Here is a 24,345-nt window from a genome sequence, read left to right as displayed (position 1 = left end):
GCTATTTAGAAAAGGGGAGTCATTGTCATGAAGAAATCCGAATCCAAGCGAAAGATGGCGCTGAAGCCGTTCTTATCGCTACTAAGAGAAACCAAGCCTTCATACGGCTTATTGGCTATAGCCATTGCGTTAAGCATGATATCGACATTGGTTAGTCTAGTCATCCCGATGTTCACTAAGAACTTAGTGGATGGCTTCTCCCTGGCCTCCGTGAGCAAGCTGCAGATTGCGGGTATAGCAGCTGCGTTTATTGCGCAGACCATTGCGGGAGGGATCTCTATCTATCTGCTCAATTATGCAGGTCAGAAGATGGTTGCAGGTCTGCGGGACCGACTGTGGCGTAAATTTCTAGTTCTGCCTGTGGCTTATTATAATGACAACAGAACGGGAGAAAGTGTCAGCCGCATGACGAATGATACAGGGATCATCAAAACGCTGATTTCTGAACATCTAGCCAGCTTATTTACCGGAGTGATCTCCATTGTAGGTTCGATCTCAGTTCTGCTATTTTTAAATTGGAAAATGACACTTGTTCTATTCACTGTTCTTCCACTTTCGGCGCTGATACTAGTACCACTTGGGCGGCAGATGTACAAAATTTCCAAGGGAATGCAAGATGAGACCGCTTCTTTTACTGCTACACTTAGTGGTGTTTTATCTGAGATCCGTCTGGTCAAATCCTCAGGCGCAGAGAAAAAAGAGTACGAGGCAGGCAAGACTGGAATTATGAACCTGCTTTCCTTTGGTATTCGTGAGGGCAAGATTAGCGCGATGATCAGTCCACTCGTCTCCTTTGTTTTTATGATGCTGCTTGTGGTCATTATCGGTTATGGTGGGATGCAGGTATCTTCCGGCGTCTTGACGGCTGGAGAACTGGTCGCCTTTATTCTTTATCTTATTCAGATTATTATGCCACTTACTCAGCTGACTACGTTCTTCACACAGATTCAGAAAGCTAAGGGTGCCTCAGAGCGTATTATTGAGACCTTGGCAGCAGAAGAGGAAGTATATGAGGGACAGGAAGAGGCAAATGGCGCAGAAGGTCCGATCTCAGTAGAGGGATTAAGCTTTGGATATAAAAATGGTGAGAAGGTATTGAATGATGTAAGCTTCCAGATGCTTCCTGGTCAGGTAACGGCTATTGTCGGACCGAGCGGGGGCGGCAAGACCACTTTGTTCTCGTTGCTAGAACGTTTTTACGAGCCTCAGTCAGGTCTGATAAAGCTGGGTGACAAGCCAGTGTCTACATTCTCATTGCGTTCGTGGCGGAAGCTTATAGGGTATGTCTCACAGGAAAGTCCACTGTTGGCTGGTACGATTGCTGAGAATTTAACCTATGGATTGGATCGTGACGTTAGCAGGGAGGAGATGCACGCAGCAGCAGCAATGGCTTATGCAGATGGTTTTATTGATGCACTTCCTGAAGGATATAATACGGATGTCGGCGAAAGAGGCGTGAAGCTGTCTGGTGGACAGCGGCAACGGATTGCTATTGCTAGAGCACTGCTGCGGAACCCGAAGATTCTTATGCTTGATGAAGCCACTTCCAGTCTGGATAGCCAATCAGAAGCCGTGGTGCAGAAGGCACTGTCCAATCTGATGAAGGGTCGGACTACGATTGTAATTGCGCACCGTTTGGCTACTGTTGTAAATGCAGAGCAGATTATTTTTATGGAAAAAGGTCAAATTACCGGAAAGGGAAGTCATGAGGAACTACTGGAAAACCATGAGCTGTATCGTGAATTTGCCACCCAGCAGCTACAGATGAATAACCCCGAGGTTCAGGACATTGAAGAGGAGGCTCCAGTGCTACATGACAAAAATACTAGTAGTGGACGACGATCCGCACATTCGCGAATTGGTAGAAGTATTTCTGAGAGCTGAAGGAATGGATGAGATCTATGGAGCTTCCGATGGACTGGAGGCTCTTCGGATTCTGGAAGGTAATAACATAGATTTAGCTATTATTGATGTGATGATGCCCAACATGGACGGCTGGGAGCTATGCCGGCGGATGCGCCAGAACTATGATTTCCCGATTTTAATGCTGACAGCCAAAGGAGAAACCTCACAAATTGTAAAAGGCTTTGAGCTGGGTAGTGATGATTATTTGGTCAAGCCGTTTGAGCCGGTTGTACTTATTGCGAGAGTAAAGGCGCTGCTTAAACGATATCAGATTTCTGCCGCGCAAAGTGTGACCGTAGGCCGATTGCGTATGAATCGCAAAACCTACGAGGTCTCTTCAGATTATGGGGAAATTACCTTGCCGCTTAAGGAATTTGAGCTGTTGTTTAAGCTGGGCAGCTATCCGGGGCAAACATTGACAAGAGACAGGCTGATCGAAGAAATTTGGGGTTATGATTTTGAAGGGAATGAGCGGACACTCGATGTGCATATCAACCGTTTGCGTGAACGGTTCAATCAGGATAACTATGGATTCGTTATTCGTACGATCCGTGGTCTAGGGTATCGGTTGGAGGGGCATGCATGAACTTGTTTAAAGATATTGTGAAGCATGTTTTGATGTTTATTCTCTTTCTTGCTGCAGCTGCGCTTTGCTGGACTGCGGCTTATTTTCTAATGAACCAAGTGAATGCTGCATATGGCTGGCCTTCCTCGAAGTATGTTTTGCAATTGGTCACCTTTCTAGTTGGCTTTGTGATTTTACTGCTGGTCTTTTTCTTATTTTCTATTTTCTTTCGTGGCTGGGAACGTGTCTTTTATAAATCGGTTATTGAAGGAATTCGCCGTATTTCCAAGGGAGACTTTGATGTTGTACTTGAACAAAATAGGGAATACCGTGAATTCGGCGAAATTGTAGAGAGTATTAACGAAATGGCCAGTGAACTGAGCCAGATGGAGACCATGCGCCAGGATTTTATCTCCAACGTATCGCATGAAATTCAATCTCCACTAACCTCCATTCGGGGGTTTGCACTTGCGCTGCAGGACGAAACTTTAAGTATGGAGAGTAAGAGGCACTATATTGATATTATTGTGGCTGAGAGTACCCGCGTATCTGGGCTCAGTGATAATTTATTGAAGCTGTCCGCGCTTGAATCAGGCAATTTTCCGTTTGAAAATCAGGTTTATCGTCTGGATAAGCAGCTTAGAGATACAATTTTGGCTTCTGAGCCACAGTGGCTGGAGAAAAATATAGAGGTAGAGGCTGAATTGGAGGAAGTGAATGTAACTGCGGTAAAAGATTTAATGACCCAGGTCTGGACCAATCTTCTTCATAACAGTATTAAATTCACTCCCCGGAATGGATGTATTCATATCAAGCTTCGAACGATAGATGAGCGGGTAGAGGTGGAGATTCAAGATAGTGGAATTGGTATCTCTGAAGAAGACTTACCTCGCATCTTTGATCGCTTCTATAAGGCAGACAAAGCTAGAACAGCGAGCGGGGGAGGTAGTGGCCTGGGCCTATCACTGGTTAAGAAGATCGTTGAGCTACATAAAGGTAAAGTAACCGTAGCCAGCCGACCTGGTGAAGGAACGGCTTTTGTAGTGAGCTTACCAATGCCAAAGAAATAAATCGGCAGTGTTTATGTAAATATGAATATTTACATAAACATGCAACAAAATCCGACATGTCTTTACAATTTTCTACTATTCTAAATATAGAATCTACGAAAATCCAAAAGACATCGGAGGATTAATCATTTTGAAGAAGAACAAAATTCGCGTTTTTCTAACTAGTTCGCTTGCCGTATTATTGTTAGCACCCAACTTTTCATTACAGACAGTCTATGGTGCTTCAGGTGAATCAGCGCCTGATATCACATCTACTGCTTCTGAACATTCAGGAAAATGGATGACAGGTGAATACCATGCACATACGTATGAATCGAACGATGCTCAGGAGTCATTGATAAGTGTGCTCGATGCTGCATTTGAACAAAATGGTTTTGACTGGATGGCATTGGCAGATCACCTTCGGGTATCTGACCGGGATGACGAAGGGGTGAATCTACCTGGCGGCTCCATTCCGATGTCTCAAGGTATTGTGGATTATCAGAATGAGAAAATTAAGAAGTTACAGGCAGAAGGCAAATATGCTGGAAAAATTATTTTTTCCGGCTTTGAGTGGGATATGCCCCAATACGATCATGCTGCAGTTGGGATTGTTACAGATCATCCAGGGTCCGCAGAAGCTTTGAAGGCTATTAATCAATTTGAATATTTATTTACTAATCGTGATGTAAGTATGTTCGATCCGGCAGATGTGGCTAAGTGGAGTGCGGCGGATACCAGAGCTTTTTCTACAAAAGAAGATACTCGCACAGCTATGAAATGGCTCAGTAGTCATTATCCAGATAGCTATGTACTGATCAATCACCCCTCCAGAAAAAATGGTACAAGCTCGGAGCTTAAAATAGAGGATATCCGTGACTTTAACAATATCAATCCGAATCTTGTCTTCGGCTTTGAAGGTATGCTGGGCAATCAGATGGCGAGTGACCGGGGAGAGACGCCTGAGACTTACGGAGGTACAGACGTCAAGGTTGCACAGCTTGGAGGAATGTGGGACGCACTGCTGGGTGAGGGCCGCAGATTTTGGAATTTTGCTAACTCAGATTTTCATTTCAAAACAAAAAATGATCAATTTTCCAGCGGTTACTGGCCTGGTGAGTATTCCAAGAACTATACCTGGGTGGATGGCTCCGATATTAACGCTGTCGTAGATGGCATGCGGTCAGGGAAATCATTCTCTGTTTTTGGGGATCTCATCAACGTATTAGAGTTTAACGTGTCTGGAGATGGACAAGAGGAAGAAATGGGTGGAGAACTGGACGTAAAACAAGGGGACGACCTAGAGCTTACGATCCGTTTCAAAAGTCCACAGCAAAATAATAATGGCGACGCCGTTAAGGTAGACCACGTAGATTTGATCTCCGGTGAAGTCCATGGCAAGGTTGATCCAGGTACACCTGATTACACCAAAGCGACTAACGATACAACAAAAGTGTTGAAACGCTTCACAAGCGAGGACTGGACTACAGATTCCGAAGGCTACAATGTCATTAAGTATAAGGTAGAGGCAGCGGACAAGGATCGTTATTTCCGGTTAAGAGGGACTAACCTTGGAACTGATGTTGCGGGAGAAACGGTTAACGGTGAACCGCAGATTGATCCGAAAAATAATACTGTCGATAACTTAACTCGTTTCGAAGAAATCAACGCCCGTAATTATAGTGATATGTGGTTTTATTCCAATCCGATTTTTGTGGATGTGGAGTCGTACAGCGATCAGCAGGCAGTTAACGATACTATGACTGCATTAGATCTAGGAGACACAAGCGCAGTAACTTCTGATCTAACGTTGCCTACCGAAGGCAAACACGGGACAAGTATTGTGTGGAAAAGCTCCAATCCGGTTCTAATGACGAACGAAGGTAAAATCATCTACCAACCTAAGAAGGATACGAAGCTGACCTTAACAGCTACAATTCAGCGGGGATTGGCTACGGAAACGAAGGCTTTTGAAGTAACGCTAAGCGGAGATGATAGTATCACCCCATTGGCGCTTCATAGCACATTAAAGACTGAGAACGGACAAGCTTATTTAAGTGGTGACTGGACGAATCAGAGTGTTTCGGTAAGCGTGTATGCTAGCGTATATATTCCTGGTGCGGATGTATCCATTCAATTAGCGACTGATGTAAACGGAAATTTCCTGCCCTATGAAAGTGGGAAAGTGGTTGAGATTTCGGAAGAAGGCCAACATCAACTGCAATTCAAGGCAACGGATTCTTTAGAAAATAAGACAACATTGCCGCTTGCTGTGAATATCGATCGTACAGCACCTGTGATTACCCTGAAGGGGGATAGCCGTCTTAGTCTGACCCAAGGGGATGACTTCAAGGACCCGGGCGCAGACGTTACTGACAAGGTTGGGATTGCAGGCTCTATCCTGGTGACGGGAACAGTGGATGTTCAGACTCCAGGAACCTATACACTGAAGTACAATGCGACAGATTTGGCTGGCAATGCAGCTACTGAGATTGTACGCACAGTAGTTGTAACTGCGGGCACTAGCAGTGGAGGGGGGAATAATAACGGAGGAGGCAACGGACCAGTTGCAACTCCAGCTCCTACCGCGACGCCATCTCCTACAGAGCAGCCTTCTACAACTCCGCGTGTGGAATTGGAGGTAAAAGCACAGCAGGGAGGAACGGGCACACTTAAAGATGTGGGCAGCTTTACGATTCCGGCTGGAGCGTTGTCTGGTAACAGCGAAATTGCCTTTTCGGTTATTGCTGCTGATGAGACACCAGCAATGGGCGCTCTTCAGGCTGTGAGTGCAGCAGTAGAGCTTACTAGTGACAAGGCAGGCATGCTCAATAAGCCTGTGGAACTGTCCCTCAATTACGATGCGGCCAAGATTACATCGGGGCATAAAGCAGCTATCTACTATTACAACGAGCAGCTTAAAAAGTGGATTTATGTTGGTGGTCAGAGTCAGACGGGTGGGACTATAACTGCAAGCTTAAATCAGCTTGCCCAATATGCTGTGTTTAATTATCAGGCCCCATTGATTACCGATTTGAATACTCATTGGTCCACGGCGTTTACAGACCGTCTAATCGGTATGGGCGTCATGAAAGGGTACGAGGATCATACCTTCCGTCCGAATGAGGATGTTACTCGGACACAGTTCGCTTCTATGATTGTACGGGCACTTGGTTTGCAATCAACAGGTAGCACAGTGAAATTCACGGATCAAAGTGCGATTCCAGCTTGGGCTGCAGATGATGTAGCAGCGGCGGTAAATGCCGGAATCCTTCGTGGATATGATGTGAACGGCAAAATGTTCTTCGAGCCTTCAGAAAAGATTACCCGTGCAGAAATGTCAGTTATGCTCGCCAATGCTTTGAAGGCTAATGCTCATAAGCAAACGGATGAAGAGGGGAACTTCGCGGATCTTACCTCCATTCCACAATGGGCACAGGCATCTGTAAAAGCGGGGGTTGAAGCGGGTATTTTGGGTGGATTCGAGGATAACACGTTCAGACCAGAGAACAATGCTACAAGAGCGGAGGCAGCAACGACGCTTTACAAGCTGCTCGAGGCTCTATATCTATAATAGTGGATGGCGAAGGCTATCCTTCAATTTCTAAATGAAACGCCGCTTTTCCCAGATGGCTTGGGGAAAGCGGCGTTTTTAATGAGACAGACTAGCCTCCAATTTGAGACATACGCCGAGCCGTCGGCGTGTGGCTTTGTGCTTTTTTCTCCAAGGCTAATGCCATTTCGTGGTTATGTGGCTTGTTACCCAGAGCTTTGCGGAATAAGGCCTGCACTGCTGCGGGATCGCTTATTAGGGGGCGGACATTGTACTCATCTTCCCAATACAGACAAGCTTTGATATGGCCATCTGCTGTTAGTCTTAGTCGATTGCAGTTATCGCAAAAGTGATCGCTTACGGGATGGATTAATCCGAACGTTCCTTGCGCTCCAATAACCCGCCGATTCTGGGAAGGGCCATTACCAGATGGCATCTCAGCTTCCTCGGTTTCCCAACCAGCTGAAGTACAAGCTTCTATTACAGTTTCCAGCGGCAGATAGGATTGGCGCCAAGAATCAGTAGCACTTCCGATGGGCATATATTCAATAAAACGTACATTTAGTGGACTGTTCAACGTAAGGGAGATGAAGTCTTTGATCTCGTCATCATTAATCCCTTTCATCAATACAACGTTAAGCTTGATCGGCTCCAGCCCGGCAGCTTGTGCTGCCTCGATCCCCTTTAGTACCTTGGAGACCTCACCGCCGCGTGTAATCATAGAGAAGCGATCTTGCCGTAAAGAGTCCAGACTGATATTCACCCGTGACAACCCGGCTTCTTTTAGCAGCGCTGCTTTAGCTGGAAGCATTAATCCGTTCGTAGTCAGTGAAATATCGTCGATCCCCGGAATGGCGGATATCATAGTTAATAGCTTCTCCAGGTCTTTGCGTACAAGAGGTTCTCCACCTGTTAGCCGTACCTTGCGTAATCCAAGTGGTGCTAGCGATTCCACAACTGCGGTGATTTCCTCATAGCTCAGAATCTCGTCCTGCGGCTGGAATTCCATCCCTTCCGCTGGCATACAATAAATGCAACGCAGGTTGCAGCGGTCGGTAACCGAAATGCGGATGTAGTCATGTAAACGTCCAAAAGGGTCCGTCAGCGGCTCCATAGCGTTGCTCCCTTCATTTGTTGGTGTTTTGAATGCTTCCCGTCTTAAGAGGAGGCGAAGGTGTTTATACTTGTTTAGAATTTTAAAGATCGCTCGCGGGTACGTCAATGAGCAAACTATTGAACGGGTTAAACTCCCCCTATTTGAATAAGGAGGGTTGTGATTTAATTGCATAATAATGGACAAACTAAATAGAATGACGAAGCCGAAATAGACTTGCGAAAATGTGACAAAAGTACGACAAATGAAGTGATTAGTCATAGAATGCTCACGGAAAGCGTTTTTAATATCCGATATAATCTAGGTGCGGATTACTTTTACGTTCACTTTTGCGAAAACAGAAAGGATACCGGAAATTGCACGTCGATCTTGTGACGGTGTGTGACCGGGAAACCCAATGAGGAGGATTTGCAAAATGACTATGCAAACTGTTCCATCGCTCGCCGTGCCGGAGGCATTTAGCCATTGGTTGGAAAGTCGGGGATTAATATATCAGCTTTTAGTGGATTTTTTGGGTAGAAAACCATCACTCTCACTTGTGGCTCAGTGGAGCCGCAATCGCAAGATGAGTGTTGCTGCAGAGATGACGGAAGGCGGACGGGAACTGAAGCGCTATCTGAGTCAGGAACCGAATAAGTTACCCCATATATGTGAGAAAGAGACTCAAGAGTATAAACGGCTTATGCACGAACAGACAGTAAGCTCTTTTAAATTACGTGAAGCTGCTATTCTGGGTCGTTCTGAAGATTTCTGCAACGTGCTTGCTGATGTGTATACTTCCGCAGGAATTGTATTTAACAAATGTAATGGTGAAGCTGATGATCATATTGCTATTGAGCTGGAATTTATGGCAGTAATGCATGAGCGGATGTTGTACAATAGTTTCTCAATTAGAAGTGCTATGGATCTACTTGATATTCAGGTAGCCTTTTTGGAAGATCATTTACTGCAATGGACTCCACAGTTTTGTGAGAAGTTAAATGCAGCAACGAATAGTACGTTGTATTTGGGGCTTTCCCATATGCTCGCTGAGTTTCTACCCCTTGATCTGCAGATGCTGCGTTCCTGGAGAGCTTCGCTGGAGAGCAGTGCAACAGCAATGGTATAACAACACTATTATGCAGAGCCCGGCCTATAAATTAGGTCGGGTTTTTCTTGCTGTGGAAGTGTAAATAGTGATTTAATTGAAGCTCTAAGTGGAGCGATGAAATGAAGATCTGAGTGAAGTCCCAAATGACGATCCAAGTGAAGCTCTAGAAGAATAATTAGGGAATTTCTCCCTAAAACTCTGAAATTATTGGTCATAAGACATGTAATTAGGGAGAACCTCCCTATAATTCACCTGATTTGGCGCTAAATCAGGTGAATTAGCTATTTTTTAGGGAGGAATTCCCTAATTTCGTACATTTAGAGTGATTATCGGAAATTTTTAGGGAGTTTTTCCCTAATTAGTTTAGACCTACTGTCCACCGCACAACTACCCATCGCAAATCATGCACCGCCTACCGCACAACCGCCTATCGTCAATGCCCCGCCCGTCCAACCACTCATCTCCCACCTACAAAAGTCTACTGGGTTACTTTGCCCATTCCATAAAAAAGAAGCTGCCCCATAAGTAGTATTCACTACTTTGTAGACAGCTTCTTCATTTAGCATGTTTACTTGATATGCATCAAGTGTTCTAGTCAATTACCTTTTTACTGCGGAATTTCATCAGGAATTCATACACGACTGGCACTACTACAAGTGTCAGCAGCGTGGAGCTGATCAAGCCGCCGATAACGGTAACGCCTAGCCCCTTGGAGATGATCCCTGCACTGTTTTCAAGTCCTGTAACCAGTGGCAGCAATGCACCAATCGTTGCAAGTGCAGTCATCAGGATTGGACGTAAACGTGTGCCGCCTGCTTCAAGCAAGGCTTGACGTGTGGTCATTCCTTCTTTTTCCTTATGAATAACGCGGTCGATGAGGACAATGGCATTCGTGACTACGATACCAATCAACATCAGCGCACCCATGAGGGAGGAGACGTTTAAGGTTTCCCCAGCGATCAGAAGGGCTACGAGTACCCCGATAATGGTGAAAGGAAGTGAGAACAGGATAGCAAATGGAGCTAATCCACCGCCAAACGTAACCACAAGCACGAAGTATACGATGGCAATAGCAGCCGCCATAGCAATACCTAATTGACCAAATGTGTCATTGATCTGCTCGGTTACACCACCGAAGCTAACCGTCACGCCATCTGGTAATTCCATAGCATCTATTTTTTCCTTCACGAGGTTTGAAGCACTATTGACGTCACTTGAAATAATCTCGGCAGTGACATCCACCTTCATCTTACCGTCCATCCGAGTAATCGAGTCAGGGGAAGAGCCGTTTTCAATTTTAGCGACTTGCCCGATTGGCACGGAAATGCCTAGTGGTGAAGTCAATGTAGCCTCTTCCATTTCTTTAATGCTCTTATACGTTTCTTTATCAGTTTCGATATAGACTTTGTAGTTCTTGCCGTCCATTTCTACTTCTGTGAGTACTGGACGTGTACCTGCAGGAGCAAGCTTCATCGCAATTTGTCCCGCTGTAAGTCCAAGGGAGCTAAGCTTTTCTTGATCCGCTACAATCGTATATTGATCGTAAGCTTCTTTGAGACTTGTTTCGCCATCCTTGAAATTAGTGGTGTCAGCCTGTACGATCTTGGCGATCTCATCCGCTACCGGCTTAATTTGATCTAGTTCGTCTCCGAATACATTCACGGTTAACGTGCTTCCACCCATACCTCCGCTCATCATCGCGGACATATCGCCCCACACACCATCTGGGACTTCTGCGGTTAAACCTTCGATCAACTTCTCTTTTACATTTTCGAAATCAGGAGTATTACTATCGTAAACGATGAAAAAGAGTCCTGAGTTGCTGGATCCGCCCATACCCATCGGGCCGCCGCCACCAATGGAATATTGCATTTTATCTACATGCTGCTGCGCTAAAATATATTTCTCAGCTTTCAGGCCTTGTTCTTGAACTTCTTCAGTTCTTTGTCCAGCCTTCGGTGAGTAGGTTAGCATAACCGTTTTATCCTCTTGGGAAGGCATAAAGCTAACGCCGATAGGCTTGATCAGGAACAAGCTGCCCGCCAGGAGCAGAACCGCTACTCCGAACGTAACGAGTTTATGGGAAAGACACCAGTTCAGAATCTTTTGGTAACCGGCAGACATTCTGTCTGGTTTCTCACTATGCGTCTTCTTACCTTTCAATCCGTTGCGGAACAGGGAGTGTGCCATTGCAGGAACCAGGGTAATCGCAACTACCAACGAAGCGAGCAGGGCGAAGACCATAGTTAAAGCGAAAGGCAAGAACAGCTCTCCAACCATACCACTTACTAGAGCAAGCGGTAAGAATACCGCGATGGTTACAATCGTAGAGGACATGATTGGTACGAACATTTCACGAGTGGCTGCACTGATTAATTCCCGGCCTTTTAGCTTCTCGCCAGATAACGAGAGTCGCCGGTATATGTTCTCTATGACTACAATCGAGTCATCGACTACCCGTCCGATGGCAACGGTCATCGCACCAAGGGTCATCATATTAAGCGTAATGTCCATTTGACGCAGACATAACACTGCGATCAGCAATGATAAAGGAATAGAGATGATAGAAATGATTGTCGAACGAATATTCCGCAGGAAGACCAAAATGATAATTACTGCGAAAAGGGCGCCAAATACAGCTTTTGACAACATTGTATTTACGGAGTCCTCAATGGGCTTACCTTGGTCAAGCAGAACTGTAAGGTCAATGCCTTTATATTGTGCTTTTAATTCTTCAGTTTTGTCCTTAACACCATTTACGACATCAACAGTGTTGGCATCGTTGGCTTTGACAATCTGGATACCGATCGATTCTTTACCATTCGTACGGGAGATCGATTCAGAATTACCAACAACCTCAATTGTAGCAAGCTCTCCCAGCTTCACGGTTGGCAATCCCATATTTGCAGCTCCGCCAGCAGCGCCTGCACCAGCAGCACTTCCAGCACCTGCATCGGCAGCGCCAGCTCCAGGAGCCCCAACGCCAGCAGCGCTCGCTGCACCAGTTGGCATAACTGGAATGGTCACATTTTTAAGATCTTCAACGGTGGTGATGTTGCCATCCACGACAACTGCCTTTTGAGCTTTGTCCATCTCGAACAGTCCTAGTGGAACACGGAGGGAAGAGCCTTGAATGATCCCTTTAACCGTATCTTCGGTCAGTCCGTATTGCTTGAGCTTCTCTTGATTGAACTTAAGCGAAACTTCTTTGACGTATTGTCCAGAGATTTGAATAGAAGCAACACCCTCAACATCTTCAAGGGCAGGGCGAATATCGTTCTCGGCAATACGGGTTAGTTCCTCGAGATCTTCTGAATCTCCATTCGATAAACTAAGGGAGACGACAGGCATTGAGCTAAGGCTAAAACGTGAAATGGAAGGCTTTTGCACATTGTCTGGCAATGAGACCTCATTCAGCGCTTCGCGAACAGCTGCTGTAGCATTATCCAGATTCGTTCCATAATCAAACTCGATTTGGATACTGGAGGCATTCTCCAGAGAAGTGGAGGTGATTGTCTTTACACCATCCACATTGCGCAGCTTTTGCTCCAACGGTTTACTGACATCATTAACGACGCCTTCTGGTGCAGCCCCCGGATAAATAGTTGTTACGCTAAGATAGGGTATACTAATATTAGGTAAGGTTTCTTGCTTCATTGTCAGTCCGCTATACAAACCGGCAAATACAATAATTATCGTCAGAAGCCAAATGGCAAATTTGTTCCTGAGCGAGAAATTAATTAAGCTTTTCATAAGTGTTGTTTCTGCTCCTCTCGGGCCTTTTCTTTACGAAATAGGGCGCCATTTTGAAAATTTATAATACTCGCTATCCATGTTCTTCTCTCTCATGAACTCTTTATAGAGCAATTAACGAAATACGCATGAATGATTTGAAAAAGAGGTAACCAGCTTCCTCAATTCTTCCAATGGTGTAGTGAGCTCTGAGCAGGATTGGAGGTTGGACAACATCCCCTGTATGATTGCTTTGCGTGGGTGTGGTAAGAGAACTTCACCTTCTAGAATGTTGAGTGATTCCAGCAAATCGGCTGACTCTTCGGGTTCTATACTATCTAATTTACTGACCGCAGTCTTCATGGCCTTAATGATCTGCAGTGGATTCTTGCGCTTACTCTCCTCATTCTCCTCCATCCAGCTTGCAAGAATGGTAGAGTTGATGAGAGGAGCCTGCTTACTTTTAAGAAGACCAGCTACAATAATATCTAGCAGATTCATTAGATGATCAGCCATAACGGCAAGGGACAAGTGGGTATCCTGACGAAAAATAACCGCAATATATGACTTGATTAGTCCATGACCTACGATACATAAATCTCCGGTATAGGGGATGATGTCTTTTCCATAAAGGGTCTCCATCTTCACCTGAAACCAGCGCAAGAAGGAAGCATTGTTTCTACGCAGCCATTCCGGTATCTCAGTATCAAATCCTTTTCCGGCAACTTCCTGAATCTGACGCTGTAAGAACTCACGTAATTCGTACACATGACTCAGTAGAATTTCTATTTGATTTCTAAGCTTCTCACGCGGTGTTCTTTGGGTTTCTTGCTCTTCACGTAATAAGGGATCACGAATCATTCGGTAACAATAGAGAAAAATACTGCGTTCCAGTTCTTCTTTGGATTTGAATACTAGATACAAGCTTCCCTTCGAAATTCCACATAATTCGGCGATCTCTTGCATGGACGTGGAAGAGGAGCCTTTCACAGCGAATAATTGCATGGCGATCTTAATAATCTGTTCCTGCTTGTCCACAGTTTTATCGCTCATTGGGGGGATAACCTCCTTTCTGACTACCCAGTTCTATAATTGACTAATCGGTCAAAATAATTATATTCGATCCATCTTGTCATTACAAATTTCAGAACAGAAGGGTTACAGTTTTGTTGTAAATAGATTTTTACACAGTAATTGTCTAGGAAGATATAGGTTCTTCATGTAATATATAAAATGTGTCATTTTGGTGTTGCTTTTATGAATAAGAAGGTAGGTACAATATGAGAAGAGGACTTCAATCTATAATTATTATTGGGGCTTTCATAGCATTTTATTATTTTGGTTTTGGTATTTTTGGGAGTACTGCTGGAACAATTATTAGTATTTTCTCCACACTGACAGTCGTTTCAATTAGCTTAGCTATTTTTATGGAGAACCGTAATCCTTCTACTACGATGTCATGGATTCTTTTGCTTGCGTTGATCCCGGTGCTCGGTTTGGTCTTTTATTTTCTATTTGGACAGAATGTATTTAAACGTCGTAAATATGATAAAAAAGCACAAAGAGATCTTATGGCCTATGAGCGGATTGAGAATGACGCTTTGCGTACGCATCAAGATTGGTCGGTCTTTGACCCCTCGCGTCAAAAACTACTATTATTATCCAAGACTCTAGCGCGTACTCCTATTTCCTTTGCTTCAGAGACGCGCATCCTTACCAATGGTGAAGAGACGTTTGGAACATTACTGCTAGAGCTGCGACAAGCGAAGCACCATATACATATGGAGTATTACATCTTCCGTGCAGATCACATTGGAACGCGTATTCAACAGATTTTGATCGCAAAGGCGCGTGCGGGTGTATCTGTCCGATTTATGTATGATGCTGTGGGGAGTTTTCAGCTTTCTAAAGCTTTTTTGAAAGAGTTGCTTGATGCTGGAGTACAAGTGGCATCGTACGGTAATTCCACCTCCTTTTTCTCTAGCCGGGTTAATTACCGGAATCACCGAAAAATCGTCGTCATCGACGGTGATGTCGGGTTCATGGGTGGACTGAATGTGGGGGATGAATATTTAAGCCGCAGCAAAACTTATGGATTCTGGCGTGACACCCATATGTTAGTTAGAGGTGAAGCGGTACGGACGATGCAAATCATCTTCTTGCAAGATTGGATGCATACTACGGGTGAAAAAATACTGGAGCAGGATTATCTAACACCACAGCTACACTTTATGACAGGGGACGGAGCAGTACAGATCATAGCGAGTGGGCCGGACAATGAACGCCGTGCACTCAAAAATATATTTTTCTCCATGATCACCTCAGCTGAGAAATCAGTTTGGATTGCCAGCCCTTATTTCATTCCGGACGAGGATATCCTGACTGCGATACGTGTAGCGGCTATATCTGGTTTAGATGTTCGCTTGTTATTCCCTGCTAAGCCAGATAAATGGATTCCGTTTCTGGCTTCGCATTCTTATTTCCCGGCATTGCTGGAGGCTGGAGTGAAGATTTATGAATACGAGAAGGGCTTTATACACTCTAAGCTGTTAATCGTGGATGGTGAAATAGCGACTATTGGTACAGCAAACATGGACATGCGGAGCTTCCATCTTAACTTTGAGGTAAACGCATTGCTTCTTCAGACAGAGAGTGTTACACGAATCGTTGCTGATTTTGAACGCGATTTATTGTCCACCACTCAGATTGTGCATGAGACCTTTATGAATAAACGCATGGTGGTACGTATACTGGAATCTGCCGCCAGATTAATGTCTCCACTGCTATAACTTCATTACAGATTAAACCACCGCGGAGGGTGCTGCCTTCTCTGCGGTGGTTTTTGTTTAAAAAGTAGTAAAGCCCAGGTTAGTCTGCAGCCGGAACAGGATGTACTTGAACCAGGTCACATCGCTCTGATAGGCCTCAAAAGGTAAAGTGAACGTATGACCCTCGTTATTCCATAGCCGATAAAAGTAGGCTTCCATATCTTTGAACAGAGGCTGATCTCGCTTCATAGAAATCCACAGATCATTCTCTAGATTGTAGTCATCTAGATTGCGAGTGGTGAAATTGGTGGAACCGCCAAGAACGATGGAGCTGCCGGTTTGTTTGGCGATAAAGAGCAGCTTTGGATGATATTGCTCTTTGGTTGTATTGTACCAACGAATAGAGATTTCACCGTTCGTGCGTTTGTTCAGATCCATGGCAACTGGACGGTTGGGGATCCCGATTTTATCACGCCCGAAGGCGTTCTGATTTGGATCCAGGATTAGGTTTACCTTAGCCCCGCGTGATGTAGCCTCTACCAACGCATCCAGAATGGCATCATCAGCAAGATAAAACATCCCCATCCATACGGTATCCCCCTTCCGGGCGAACCTAATGCCTTGCAGCGCATATTTGTATACCTTTCCTTCTGTTAAATAGCGAACTTCTAGAGCTTCCGCTGATGGTAGGTTCTTTTCTTGGGTGAAATTGGGCTTATGAAGTAGCAATGGACCTGCATCTGAAAGATTGGCTGCCGCCTGCTCGGTCTGGAGAATATCGGCAATAATTGGACCTTGTACCTCCAAAGCAATATTGGAGTGGTAGGCGCTGGCATCGTGAACATTTCCAGAGGAAATTAGTGCAGTGTTCTCACTGACAATTACTTTGCGATGGTTCGCCTTCACATTCAGCAGCTTTAGATAAGATCTAGCGGTAATATCCGGTCCACCACTGGCCATAAGATTGGGGATAAAGCCCTTACCGGATTGTCCGAACCATTGAATGAAGGTGCGCCAGACGGCTGAATAGGCAGGTGTAGAATCTCGCAGCGCATTAACATCGGTCATGATGACTCGGATCCCCACGGCCTTCATTTCTTCCAGAAGATGATTGGGCGCTGAGTTGTAATTGGTATTGACCTCATCGGTGATGAAGACAATCTCCATTTCGGGATAGGTTTGCTTTTGTGAGATTAATTTATCTGTCAGCATTCGACTGACTGGAGGGAATGACTGATCTTTATGGGTATAATCATTGAACAGGAACAAGTCGATGACTAAGAACTCCCTTGACTCCTCGATAATATGTAGCATTCTCGGAAGAATTTCACTCTCCTGCTTACCTGTGTCCGTACCGTCTGGATAGGTTAGGTCATGCCAGAAGGATATATTATTCACTTTGTATATGGGACTTTCATAGGAAATCCCAACGGGTAGAGGTTTATGTGTCTGGTATATCATGACGCCGATTAACCAGAGAATTAGAATGACGCAAGCCCATATCACTCGTTTGCGGCGTCGTGAAGAGGTGCGTTTCTTTGGAGCAAAAGCATGGGTTCTATCTTGTATCACTTGGGGCTGAACGGGTTGTTCACGATCTGATCTCATCGGAAGTTCCTCCTGAAAGTATTGCAGAGCACTTCCTTTATAATTATTATGCTCCGGCGTGTACCAACCTATTAACACCTAGTGGGTAGAAATGAAGCATCCCTCGTATTTCACTCACTTCATATTGTAAATTCATCTGGAGGGATATGTTATAATAAGTACAGTTTAGGAATAGGAGGAACGGAGCATGAATCATACGCCAGAAGAGGCCGTACCATATGATGCGAATAGGCAGTCTGGCGCGGATCATGGCAATGGCCTACCAATTGTAGAGGTTTCAGACAAGAATTCTTTATTGCCTGCATCAAGGACAGGTGAACGCAAAATAGAGCATGTACGCCTTTGTCTAAATGAAGAAGTCGGTGGCGTCGGTGTGACTACGGGGTTTGAACATTACCGATTTCGGCATAATGCTCTTCCAGAGCTGAATTTCGATGATATATCATTGCAGACCACGTTCCTGGAACGTGAACTGCGTACACCGCTGCTGATCAGCTCGATGACAGGCGGCAGTGCAGCTACAGGAGCCATCAATGCCCGACTAGCAGAGGCAGCACAGCGTCGTGGATGGGCGCTGGGGGTTGGTTCTGTGCGAGCGGCGGTGGAGCGCTCTGAGCTAACCGAAACCTTTTATGTACGGGACAAAGCACCTGATATACCGGTTATCGCTAATATTGGCGCCGTACAGCTGTCCTATGGTTTCGGGATTGAGGAGTGTCGCCGGGCTGTGGATATTGCTGGTGCGGATTTTCTTGTACTGCATCTCAATGGTCTTCAAGAGGTCTTCCAACCGGAAGGGAATACTGGCTTTGCTTCCTTACTATCGCAGATAGCAAAAGTATGCCGTGCACTTGAGGTTCCTGTAGGTGTAAAAGAAGTCGGCTGGGGCATTGACGGTGATACAGCAGCACATCTTTATAATGCAGGGGTAGCTTTTGTTGATGTAGCGGGTGCAGGTGGAACATCCTGGAGTCAGGTCGAGAAGTTTCGGAGTAGAGACCCTATACGGCGCGCAGCGGCTGAAGCTTTCGCTGACTGGGGTACTCCAACCGCAGATTGCATTGCAGAGGTACGTGCTGTCTCCCCGAAGGGGGCATTGATTGGCAGCGGCGGCTTGAAGCATGGTGTGGATGCGGCGAAGGCATTGGCCCTCGGTGCTGATTTAGCAGGCTTTGGACGCAATCTTTTAGGACCGGCAGTAGATTCTGAAGAGGCGCTAGATGCTGCACTGGCTCAGGTAGAGCTGGAGCTTAAGATAGCAATGTTCGGCATCGGAGCTCCCGATTTAGCAACTTTACGTGGGACTTCCCGTTTAATACGTAAATAAAAGTATATGGTAAATATAGAAGTGAGGAAGTGAAAAAAGATGATGATTAAATTGGTTCATATGGATGAGTCTGCTTTTCAATTTTTCTTAGGTCAAGCTACTCGTGATTACGCTGAAGATAAGATTAAAGCCGGCGCTTGGGACCCTGAAATCGCGATGAAGCTGTCTGAGGAAGCTATAACACAGTCACTGCCCAAAGGATTGAACACAGATGGCGCTTATCTATACTCTATAGTAGAGCTAAGTAGTGATAGCCAGGTGGGATATATCTGGTTTAATGTAAGTGAAGGTCGCAGCGGCCGAGAGGCTTTCATTTATGATTTTTACATTTTTGAACCGTATCAGAGCAAAGGCTATGGCAAGCAGGCTCTGATCGCACTTGATGAAGAAGCCCGTGAGATGAACGTCACCAAAATCGGGTTACATGTCTTCGGTCAGAACAATCGTGCATTTGAGCTGTATAAAAAAATGGGATATACCGTAACTGACATTACGATGTCTAAAGATTTGTAATACTTAACGTGGAGACCTCGAAGGAGGTCTTTTTTGTGTTGTTCTAAGAAAACCAATGTAAATAATTGTGATAAATATATTTGAATTAGGAGGAATAGAAAAATATGATTATTAAATAAATTCCTGAAAATGGATTCAGCTATATGGAATATTGGAAGGGGGATTAAGGTGAGACCAAGGTTTGTATTACCAGCGGCTTTATCTGTAGCTGCAATACTGTTACTGGTTAGTTGCAACCGTGGGGATTCGCCAGGGAAAAAGCAATCTGCGTCGGGGCAAGTTCAGGCAAGTCCGGTTGCGCCGGTAGCCTCTTCAAAGGTAGCGGAAGAACAGCTAGAAGCGGCGTTGTCTCCATTGACAGTGGAACAAAGATTAGAGGATTTTGATTATATGTGGAAGATTATTGAGGAGAACTACCCTTTCCTAGAGGTAAATAAGCGTCTAAATGGAGAGGATTGGCTTGCGAACAAAGAGGAGTACCGTAATGAAATTGCAGCAGTGAAGACAGATGATGAGTTTTTTAGACGAATGAAATTCGTACTTAGCAGGTTAAATAATGGGCATACCAATTTTTTATCTAAGGAAGAATATCCATGGTTTCTAAACGCCTATGTTCAGGCAGGTTTTGGTTATGAGCCTTGGATCAACGTGTTTCAACAGCCAAATGTGTTGGCTCGTTACAACCAGAAACCTTTAGCGGAGCAGCAAAGCTCTAATGGCATCGTTAACGATATGAATAGTGGTGAGGCAGGGAGTCAGACAGGAAAGACTTCCGGGAATGTAAAAAAGGTTATTATAGAGCCAGAGCAAATAGCGTATCTAGGCATGCGAAGCTTTGCCGGAAGTCTCATGGAGATGGATAGTTCGGAGATTCGTGATTTTTTAATAGAAGTTAAAGATTATAAGACATTAATTCTAGATATCCGCGGAAATGGAGGAGGAAACAGTAATTACTGGAGAGCTCATATTGCTCCTCTGCTGATCAATAAACCTATCGAATACAATACATACTTACTTTATACAAGAGGCAACTATGCTGAGACCTTTATGCAGGCACGTCAGATCACAAGGGGGCAGCAGCCTATTACCAACATCAAAGACGAACAGTTGCCTAATTTACCATCGGAAGCATTAAAAATGTTCAAGACATATAGTAAAAATACAGATGTAGTAATTCCTCAAGAATCCGTTGGTTTTAAAGGAAAGATCTATTTGCTGGTAGATAGCTCTGTGTATTCATCAGCGGAAGGTCTTGCAGCCTTTGCAAAAGGCACCGGGTTTGCAACGGTTGTTGGTGGCAGAACAGGTGGGGATGGACTAGGGATGGATCCACTTGTCGTTGCATTGCCTAATAGCGGTTATGTATTCAGATTTTCCTTTGAGATGGGACTTAACTCTGATGGAAGCTGCAACGAGGAAGTGAAGACAGTCCCTGATGTGGAGGTTGATCCAGATACTTCTAAGCCCCTATTGGATCAGCCGGCGGTGCAAAAAGTATTGGAACTTGCCAAATCCTATTGAAATGGGTTCGCTTGGATAAGGCTGGATTGACACAACTGTAAGACATCCGGTGTTGCTGGAGAATATGTTCTAATATATAATGGTTTAGATCGTATTACTTATTCGGATGATCAATTTAGCTGAAAATAGGAGTTGTCATATAAATGGCTTTGAAAGCGGGAATCGTCGGTCTTCCTAACGTAGGAAAATCCACATTGTTTAATGCAATAACGCAAGCGGGAGCAGAATCCGCAAACTACCCTTTTTGCACGATTGACCCTAACGTTGGTGTCGTTGAAGTTCCGGACGAACGTCTTGATAAACTGACTGAGCTGGTACAACCTAACAAGACTGTACCTACTGCTTTTGAATTTGTTGATATCGCTGGTCTTGTGCGCGGTGCGAGTAAAGGTGAGGGACTAGGCAACAAGTTCCTAGCTCATATTCGCGAAGTAGACGCTATCGTTCATGTCGTTCGTTGTTTTGAAGATGAGAACGTTACCCACGTGGATGGAAAAGTAAATCCGATCAGCGACATTCAGACCATTAATTTGGAACTGATTCTTGCTGACATTGAGAGCATTGAGAAGCGGATTGAGCGTTCCCGTAAGAACATCAAAGGCGGCGACAAGAAATACGCTCAAGAAGTTGAACTGCTTGAACGCGTCAAAGAAGTGCTCTACGAAGATAAACCTGCACGTAGTATAGAATTGTCCGATGACGAGAAGGTTATTATCCGTGATCTTCATTTGTTAACATTGAAGCCTGTGCTGTATGCAGCGAATGTAAGTGAAGAAGAAGTAGCAAGTGCTGAGAATAATCCTTATGTGCAGCAAGTACGTGAATTTGCAGCAACTGAAGGTGCTGAAGTTGTTCCGATCAGTGCTAAAGTAGAAGCTGAAATTGCCGAGCTTGAGGGCGAAGATAAAGCGATGTTCCTAGAAGAACTTGGGCTAGAAGAATCTGGTCTGAACCGCTTGATCAAAGCGGCTTACAAACTTCTAGGCTTGTATACGTATTTCACGGCAGGCGTTCAGGAAGTTCGTGCGTGGACCATTCGTAAGGGAACTAAAGCACCCGGAGCTGCTGGTGTAATTCACACAGATTTTGAACGTGGATTTATCCGTGCTGAGGTAGTGGCTTACGCAGATCTTTTGGCAGCAGGCTCAATGAATGGTGCCAAAGAACGTGGTCAACTGCGTCTAGAAGGTAAAGAGTATTTGGTGCAGGACGGCGACGTTATGCATTTCCGTTTCAACGTTTAAGAGGACTGAAGCATACTAATGATAAGAGGGTCATCTCAGTCGGTAGAGGGTATCTACTGCTGGGATGATCCTTTTTTTAAAATATAAGACATTTATTAAGGGATTTACGCGTACAGAACTGTAGCCATTTCACAATATCTTTGGTATAATATAAAGTCGTATATCTAATTTTATGACATATGTTTTAATCGCTTTATTTGCGAATTTGAAATTGAACTAGGAGAGGTGAATTCCCTTGTTGGACCGATTGCAATCCCTGGCGGACCGCTATGAGAAGCTCAGTGAACTGCTTTGTGATCCGGATGTTGCAAACGACAGTAAGAAACTGAGGGATTATTCCAAAGAACAATCAGACCTACAGCCTGCATTTGAGGCGTATACTGAATATAAGAGTGTAATGGAAGAGCTTGAAGCTGCTAAGCAGATGCAAGGCGAAAAGCTTGATGATGAGATGAAGGAAATGGTCAAGATGGAAATTGACGACCTTTCCAAACGTCAGGTAGAGCTGGAAGAGCAAATCCGTGTATTGCTACTGCCTAAAGACCCGAATGATGATAAGAACGTAATCGTCGAAATTCGTGGTGCAGCGGGTGGAGATGAAGCTGCATTGTTTGCTTCCGACCTTTATCGGATGTACACCCGGTTTGCAGATTCACAAGGCTGGCGCGTGGAGCTAATGGATGTCAACGCGAGCGATCTTGGTGGATTTAAAGAGGTAATCTTCCTTATTAACGGCCGCGGTGCATACAGTAAGTTGAAATACGAAAGTGGTGCGCATCGCGTACAACGTATCCCAGCGACTGAATCCGGTGGACGTATTCATACCTCTACTTCTACAGTATCGGTGATGCCGGAAGCTGAAGCATTTGAGATTGAAATCCATGATAAAGATATTCGTGTGGATACCTTCTGTTCAAGTGGTGCAGGTGGACAGTCTGTAAATACGACCAAGTCTGCAGTACGTGTAACCCATGTACCTACGGGCATCGTTGCTACCTGTCAGGACGGTAAGTCACAGAACTCCAATAAGGAAAAGGCGCTTCAAGTGCTTCGTGCCCGTATCTCCGATATGAAGCGGCAGGAAGAAGAAGCAAAGTATGCTGGTGAACGGAAGAGCAAAGTAGGTACGGGTGATCGTAGTGAGCGTATCCGGACGTATAACTTCCCGCAGAGCCGGGTTACAGATCATCGCATTGGCTTGACACTGCACCGTCTGGAGCAGGTTATGAACGGAGAAATCACTGAAATTATTTCGGCTCTTTCAATTGCTGAACAAGCTGATTTGATGGATAGTATGGACAATGGATAATAATGCTTTGAACGATGGCGTATTTGTCATGTCGGAAGTGAAAAGCATCCGGGAAGCCTTTGCGGAGGCTTCTTCTTTTTTGAGCCAGAGCGGTTGTAATGAACCGCAACGCAGTGCGCAATTACTGCTTGAGCATGTGCTAGGCTTGTCCGGGGCTGCGTATTATATGGCACTGGCGGATTCTTTTCCAGCTGCGGTCAAGGAACAGTGGGAGGCGGGAGTTACCCGCCGGAGTAAGGGTGAGCCGGTGCAATATATCATTGGCGAGCAAGAGTTCTACGGGCGTCCTTTTGAAGTGACGCCTGATGTGCTTATTCCACGGCCGGAGACGGAGCTGCTCGTCGAGGCGATTTTGCGGTACGGCGCGGAGCTTTGGCCGGACGGCATGGTTGCGCCGAGTGAAGCGGCGCAGGAAGAAGGCGCTGCTTCGTTAGCAGCAGCGCAAGATCGTGCGGGCGGCGCGGAAGGTGGACGCGCCGTACGGCCGCTGACCGCCGTCGATATCGGCGCCGGCAGCGGAGCGATTTCCGTCACGCTGGCGGCGGAAGCGCCGGCGTGGCGGGTCTGCGCCGGCGATATTTCGCCGGCGGCCCTAGCTGTGGCGAAGCGCAATGCGATGCGCTCCGGCACAGCCGTGGACTTTCGGCTCGGCGATCTGCTCGAGCCGTTCGCGGGGATGGAGACGGATATTCTCGTCTCCAACCCGCCGTACATTCCCGGCGAGGATATCGCCGGGCTGCAGCGTGAGGTGCGCGACCATGAGCCGCGCACTGCGCTGGATGGCGGAGCGGACGGGCTGGACCCGTACCGCCGCATGATGGGGCAGCTGGCGCTGCTCCCGGCACCGCCGCGCCTGATTGGTTTTGAACTCGGCTTCGGACAAGCCGAGCAGGTGGCTGCGCTACTGGAAGCGGCGGGTCATTGGAAAGAGATCATCACCATTAATGATCTGGCTGGAATTCCACGTCATGTGCTAGGTATAGCACGATAATACTGCATGCTGTGCAGGGGACTCCTGTTGATCAGGGAGTAAAATTGTATTTTCAA

At 45.6% G+C, this 24,345-nt stretch carries 17 protein-coding genes; 12 read left to right on the top strand and 5 right to left on the bottom strand.

Translation table 11 applies throughout. The features are described 5' to 3' along the window. Positions 1-27: 27 nt before the first annotated feature. The 4 genes from MKX41_RS22865 to MKX41_RS22850 all read left to right on the top strand — a co-directional run bounded on the left by MKX41_RS22865 (position 28) and on the right by MKX41_RS22850 (position 7,093). Positions 28-1,884 (top strand): ABC transporter ATP-binding protein, encoded by a 1,857-nt coding sequence (locus tag MKX41_RS22865; RefSeq protein ID WP_340973259.1) that lies wholly within the window; start codon positions 28-30, stop codon positions 1,882-1,884. Beyond that, positions 1,814-2,491 (top strand): response regulator transcription factor, encoded by a 678-nt coding sequence (locus MKX41_RS22860; RefSeq protein WP_340973257.1) that lies wholly within the window; start codon positions 1,814-1,816, stop codon positions 2,489-2,491. The genes MKX41_RS22865 and MKX41_RS22860 overlap by 71 nt, the downstream gene beginning before the upstream one ends. Then, positions 2,488-3,540 carry a sensor histidine kinase gene (locus MKX41_RS22855; RefSeq protein WP_340973255.1) on the top strand — a complete coding sequence of 351 codons (1,053 nt, stop codon included), beginning with the start codon at positions 2,488-2,490 and terminating at the stop codon, positions 3,538-3,540. The genes MKX41_RS22860 and MKX41_RS22855 overlap by 4 nt, the downstream gene beginning before the upstream one ends. Positions 3,541-3,670: 130 nt before the next feature. Then, entirely contained in the window at positions 3,671-7,093 is a 3,423-nt protein-coding gene (locus MKX41_RS22850) for an S-layer homology domain-containing protein (RefSeq protein ID WP_340973254.1), read from the top strand. 91 nt (positions 7,094-7,184) lie between these two features. On the opposite strand, the gene moaA is transcribed toward MKX41_RS22850, so the two are convergent. Then, positions 7,185-8,186 (bottom strand): GTP 3',8-cyclase MoaA, encoded by a 1,002-nt coding sequence (gene moaA, locus MKX41_RS22845; protein WP_340973253.1) that lies wholly within the window; start codon positions 8,184-8,186, stop codon positions 7,185-7,187. 415 nt (positions 8,187-8,601) lie between these two features. Between moaA and MKX41_RS22840 the strand changes: the two genes are divergently transcribed. After that, positions 8,602-9,294 (top strand): TorD/DmsD family molecular chaperone, encoded by a 693-nt coding sequence (locus MKX41_RS22840; protein WP_042192508.1) that lies wholly within the window; start codon positions 8,602-8,604, stop codon positions 9,292-9,294. A 383-nt stretch (positions 9,295-9,677) separates the two neighbouring features. Here MKX41_RS22840 and MKX41_RS22835 read toward each other — a convergent pair whose 3' ends face one another. The 3 genes from MKX41_RS22835 to MKX41_RS22825 form a co-directional block, all read right to left on the bottom strand. After that, positions 9,678-9,875, bottom strand: a complete 198-nt coding sequence (locus tag MKX41_RS22835) for a hypothetical protein (RefSeq protein WP_340973251.1) — start codon at positions 9,873-9,875, stop codon at positions 9,678-9,680. Further along, positions 9,868-13,029, bottom strand: coding sequence for an efflux RND transporter permease subunit (locus MKX41_RS22830; RefSeq protein WP_340973249.1), 3,162 nt, complete (start codon positions 13,027-13,029; stop codon positions 9,868-9,870). Before MKX41_RS22830 ends, MKX41_RS22835 begins: the two co-directional genes overlap by 8 nt. A 114-nt stretch (positions 13,030-13,143) precedes the next feature. Beyond that, positions 13,144-14,061, bottom strand: a complete 918-nt coding sequence (locus tag MKX41_RS22825) for a TetR/AcrR family transcriptional regulator (RefSeq protein ID WP_340973248.1) — start codon at positions 14,059-14,061, stop codon at positions 13,144-13,146. 227 nt (positions 14,062-14,288) lie between these two features. Here MKX41_RS22825 and cls point away from each other — a divergent pair, with 227 nt between their 5' ends. Further along, positions 14,289-15,797 (top strand): cardiolipin synthase, encoded by a 1,509-nt coding sequence (gene cls, locus MKX41_RS22820; protein WP_340973247.1) that lies wholly within the window; start codon positions 14,289-14,291, stop codon positions 15,795-15,797. Between the two features lie 57 nt (positions 15,798-15,854). On the opposite strand, the gene MKX41_RS22815 is transcribed toward cls, so the two are convergent. Continuing rightward, on the bottom strand, positions 15,855-17,384 hold the full coding sequence (locus tag MKX41_RS22815; protein ID WP_340973246.1) for a phospholipase D family protein: 1,530 nt from the start codon (positions 17,382-17,384) through the stop codon (positions 15,855-15,857). A 187-nt stretch (positions 17,385-17,571) separates the two neighbouring features. Here MKX41_RS22815 and fni point away from each other — a divergent pair, with 187 nt between their 5' ends. From fni to prmC, 6 genes are all read left to right on the top strand, one after another. Next, positions 17,572-18,711, top strand: a complete 1,140-nt coding sequence (gene fni, locus MKX41_RS22810; RefSeq protein WP_081951229.1) for a type 2 isopentenyl-diphosphate Delta-isomerase — start codon at positions 17,572-17,574, stop codon at positions 18,709-18,711. A gap of 39 nt (positions 18,712-18,750) precedes the next feature. Then, entirely contained in the window at positions 18,751-19,224 is a 474-nt protein-coding gene (locus MKX41_RS22805; RefSeq protein WP_340973244.1) for a GNAT family N-acetyltransferase, read from the top strand. Positions 19,225-19,392: 168 nt separating this feature from the next. Continuing rightward, positions 19,393-20,745, top strand: coding sequence for a S41 family peptidase (locus MKX41_RS22800; RefSeq protein ID WP_340973243.1), 1,353 nt, complete (start codon positions 19,393-19,395; stop codon positions 20,743-20,745). A 143-nt stretch (positions 20,746-20,888) separates the two neighbouring features. After that, a complete protein-coding gene (gene ychF, locus MKX41_RS22795) occupies positions 20,889-21,989 on the top strand; it encodes a redox-regulated ATPase YchF (RefSeq protein ID WP_060625988.1) in 1,101 nt (366 codons plus the stop codon). A gap of 235 nt (positions 21,990-22,224) precedes the next feature. Beyond that, positions 22,225-23,298, top strand: a complete 1,074-nt coding sequence (prfA, locus tag MKX41_RS22790; protein ID WP_042192496.1) for a peptide chain release factor 1 — start codon at positions 22,225-22,227, stop codon at positions 23,296-23,298. Continuing rightward, the gene (gene prmC / locus MKX41_RS22785; protein WP_340973241.1) at positions 23,291-24,289 is read left to right on the top strand and encodes a peptide chain release factor N(5)-glutamine methyltransferase; all 999 of its coding nucleotides are present in this window, start codon (positions 23,291-23,293) and stop codon (positions 24,287-24,289) included. The genes prfA and prmC overlap by 8 nt, the downstream gene beginning before the upstream one ends. Positions 24,290-24,345 lie beyond the last annotated feature (56 nt).

Origin of the sequence: Paenibacillus sp. FSL R5-0475, assembly GCF_038004585.1 — a bacterium.
In the GTDB taxonomy this organism is placed as follows: Bacteria; Bacillota; Bacilli; order Paenibacillales; family Paenibacillaceae; genus Paenibacillus_AQ.
This window is presented reverse-complemented; position numbering and strand designations above follow the sequence as displayed.

Bases quoted from the DNA above. Each gene is read 5' to 3' on its own strand.
- MKX41_RS22865 (WP_340973259.1), top strand. From the start codon at position 28: ATGAAGAAATCCGAATCCAAGCGAAAGATGGCGCTGAAGCCGTTCTTA.
- MKX41_RS22860 (WP_340973257.1), top strand. From the start codon at position 1,814: ATGACAAAAATACTAGTAGTGGACGACGATCCGCACATTCGCGAATTG.
- MKX41_RS22855 (WP_340973255.1), top strand. From the start codon at position 2,488: ATGAACTTGTTTAAAGATATTGTGAAGCATGTTTTGATGTTTATTCTC.
- moaA (WP_340973253.1), bottom strand. From the start codon at position 8,186: ATGGAGCCGCTGACGGACCCTTTTGGACGTTTACATGACTACATCCGC.
- MKX41_RS22840 (WP_042192508.1), top strand. From the start codon at position 8,602: ATGACTATGCAAACTGTTCCATCGCTCGCCGTGCCGGAGGCATTTAGC.
- MKX41_RS22830 (WP_340973249.1), bottom strand. From the start codon at position 13,029: ATGAAAAGCTTAATTAATTTCTCGCTCAGGAACAAATTTGCCATTTGG.
- MKX41_RS22825 (WP_340973248.1), bottom strand. From the start codon at position 14,061: ATGAGCGATAAAACTGTGGACAAGCAGGAACAGATTATTAAGATCGCC.
- cls (WP_340973247.1), top strand. From the start codon at position 14,289: ATGAGAAGAGGACTTCAATCTATAATTATTATTGGGGCTTTCATAGCA.
- MKX41_RS22815 (WP_340973246.1), bottom strand. From the start codon at position 17,384: ATGAGATCAGATCGTGAACAACCCGTTCAGCCCCAAGTGATACAAGAT.
- fni (WP_081951229.1), top strand. From the start codon at position 17,572: ATGAATCATACGCCAGAAGAGGCCGTACCATATGATGCGAATAGGCAG.
- MKX41_RS22805 (WP_340973244.1), top strand. From the start codon at position 18,751: ATGATGATTAAATTGGTTCATATGGATGAGTCTGCTTTTCAATTTTTC.
- ychF (WP_060625988.1), top strand. From the start codon at position 20,889: ATGGCTTTGAAAGCGGGAATCGTCGGTCTTCCTAACGTAGGAAAATCC.
- prmC (WP_340973241.1), top strand. From the start codon at position 23,291: ATGGATAATAATGCTTTGAACGATGGCGTATTTGTCATGTCGGAAGTG.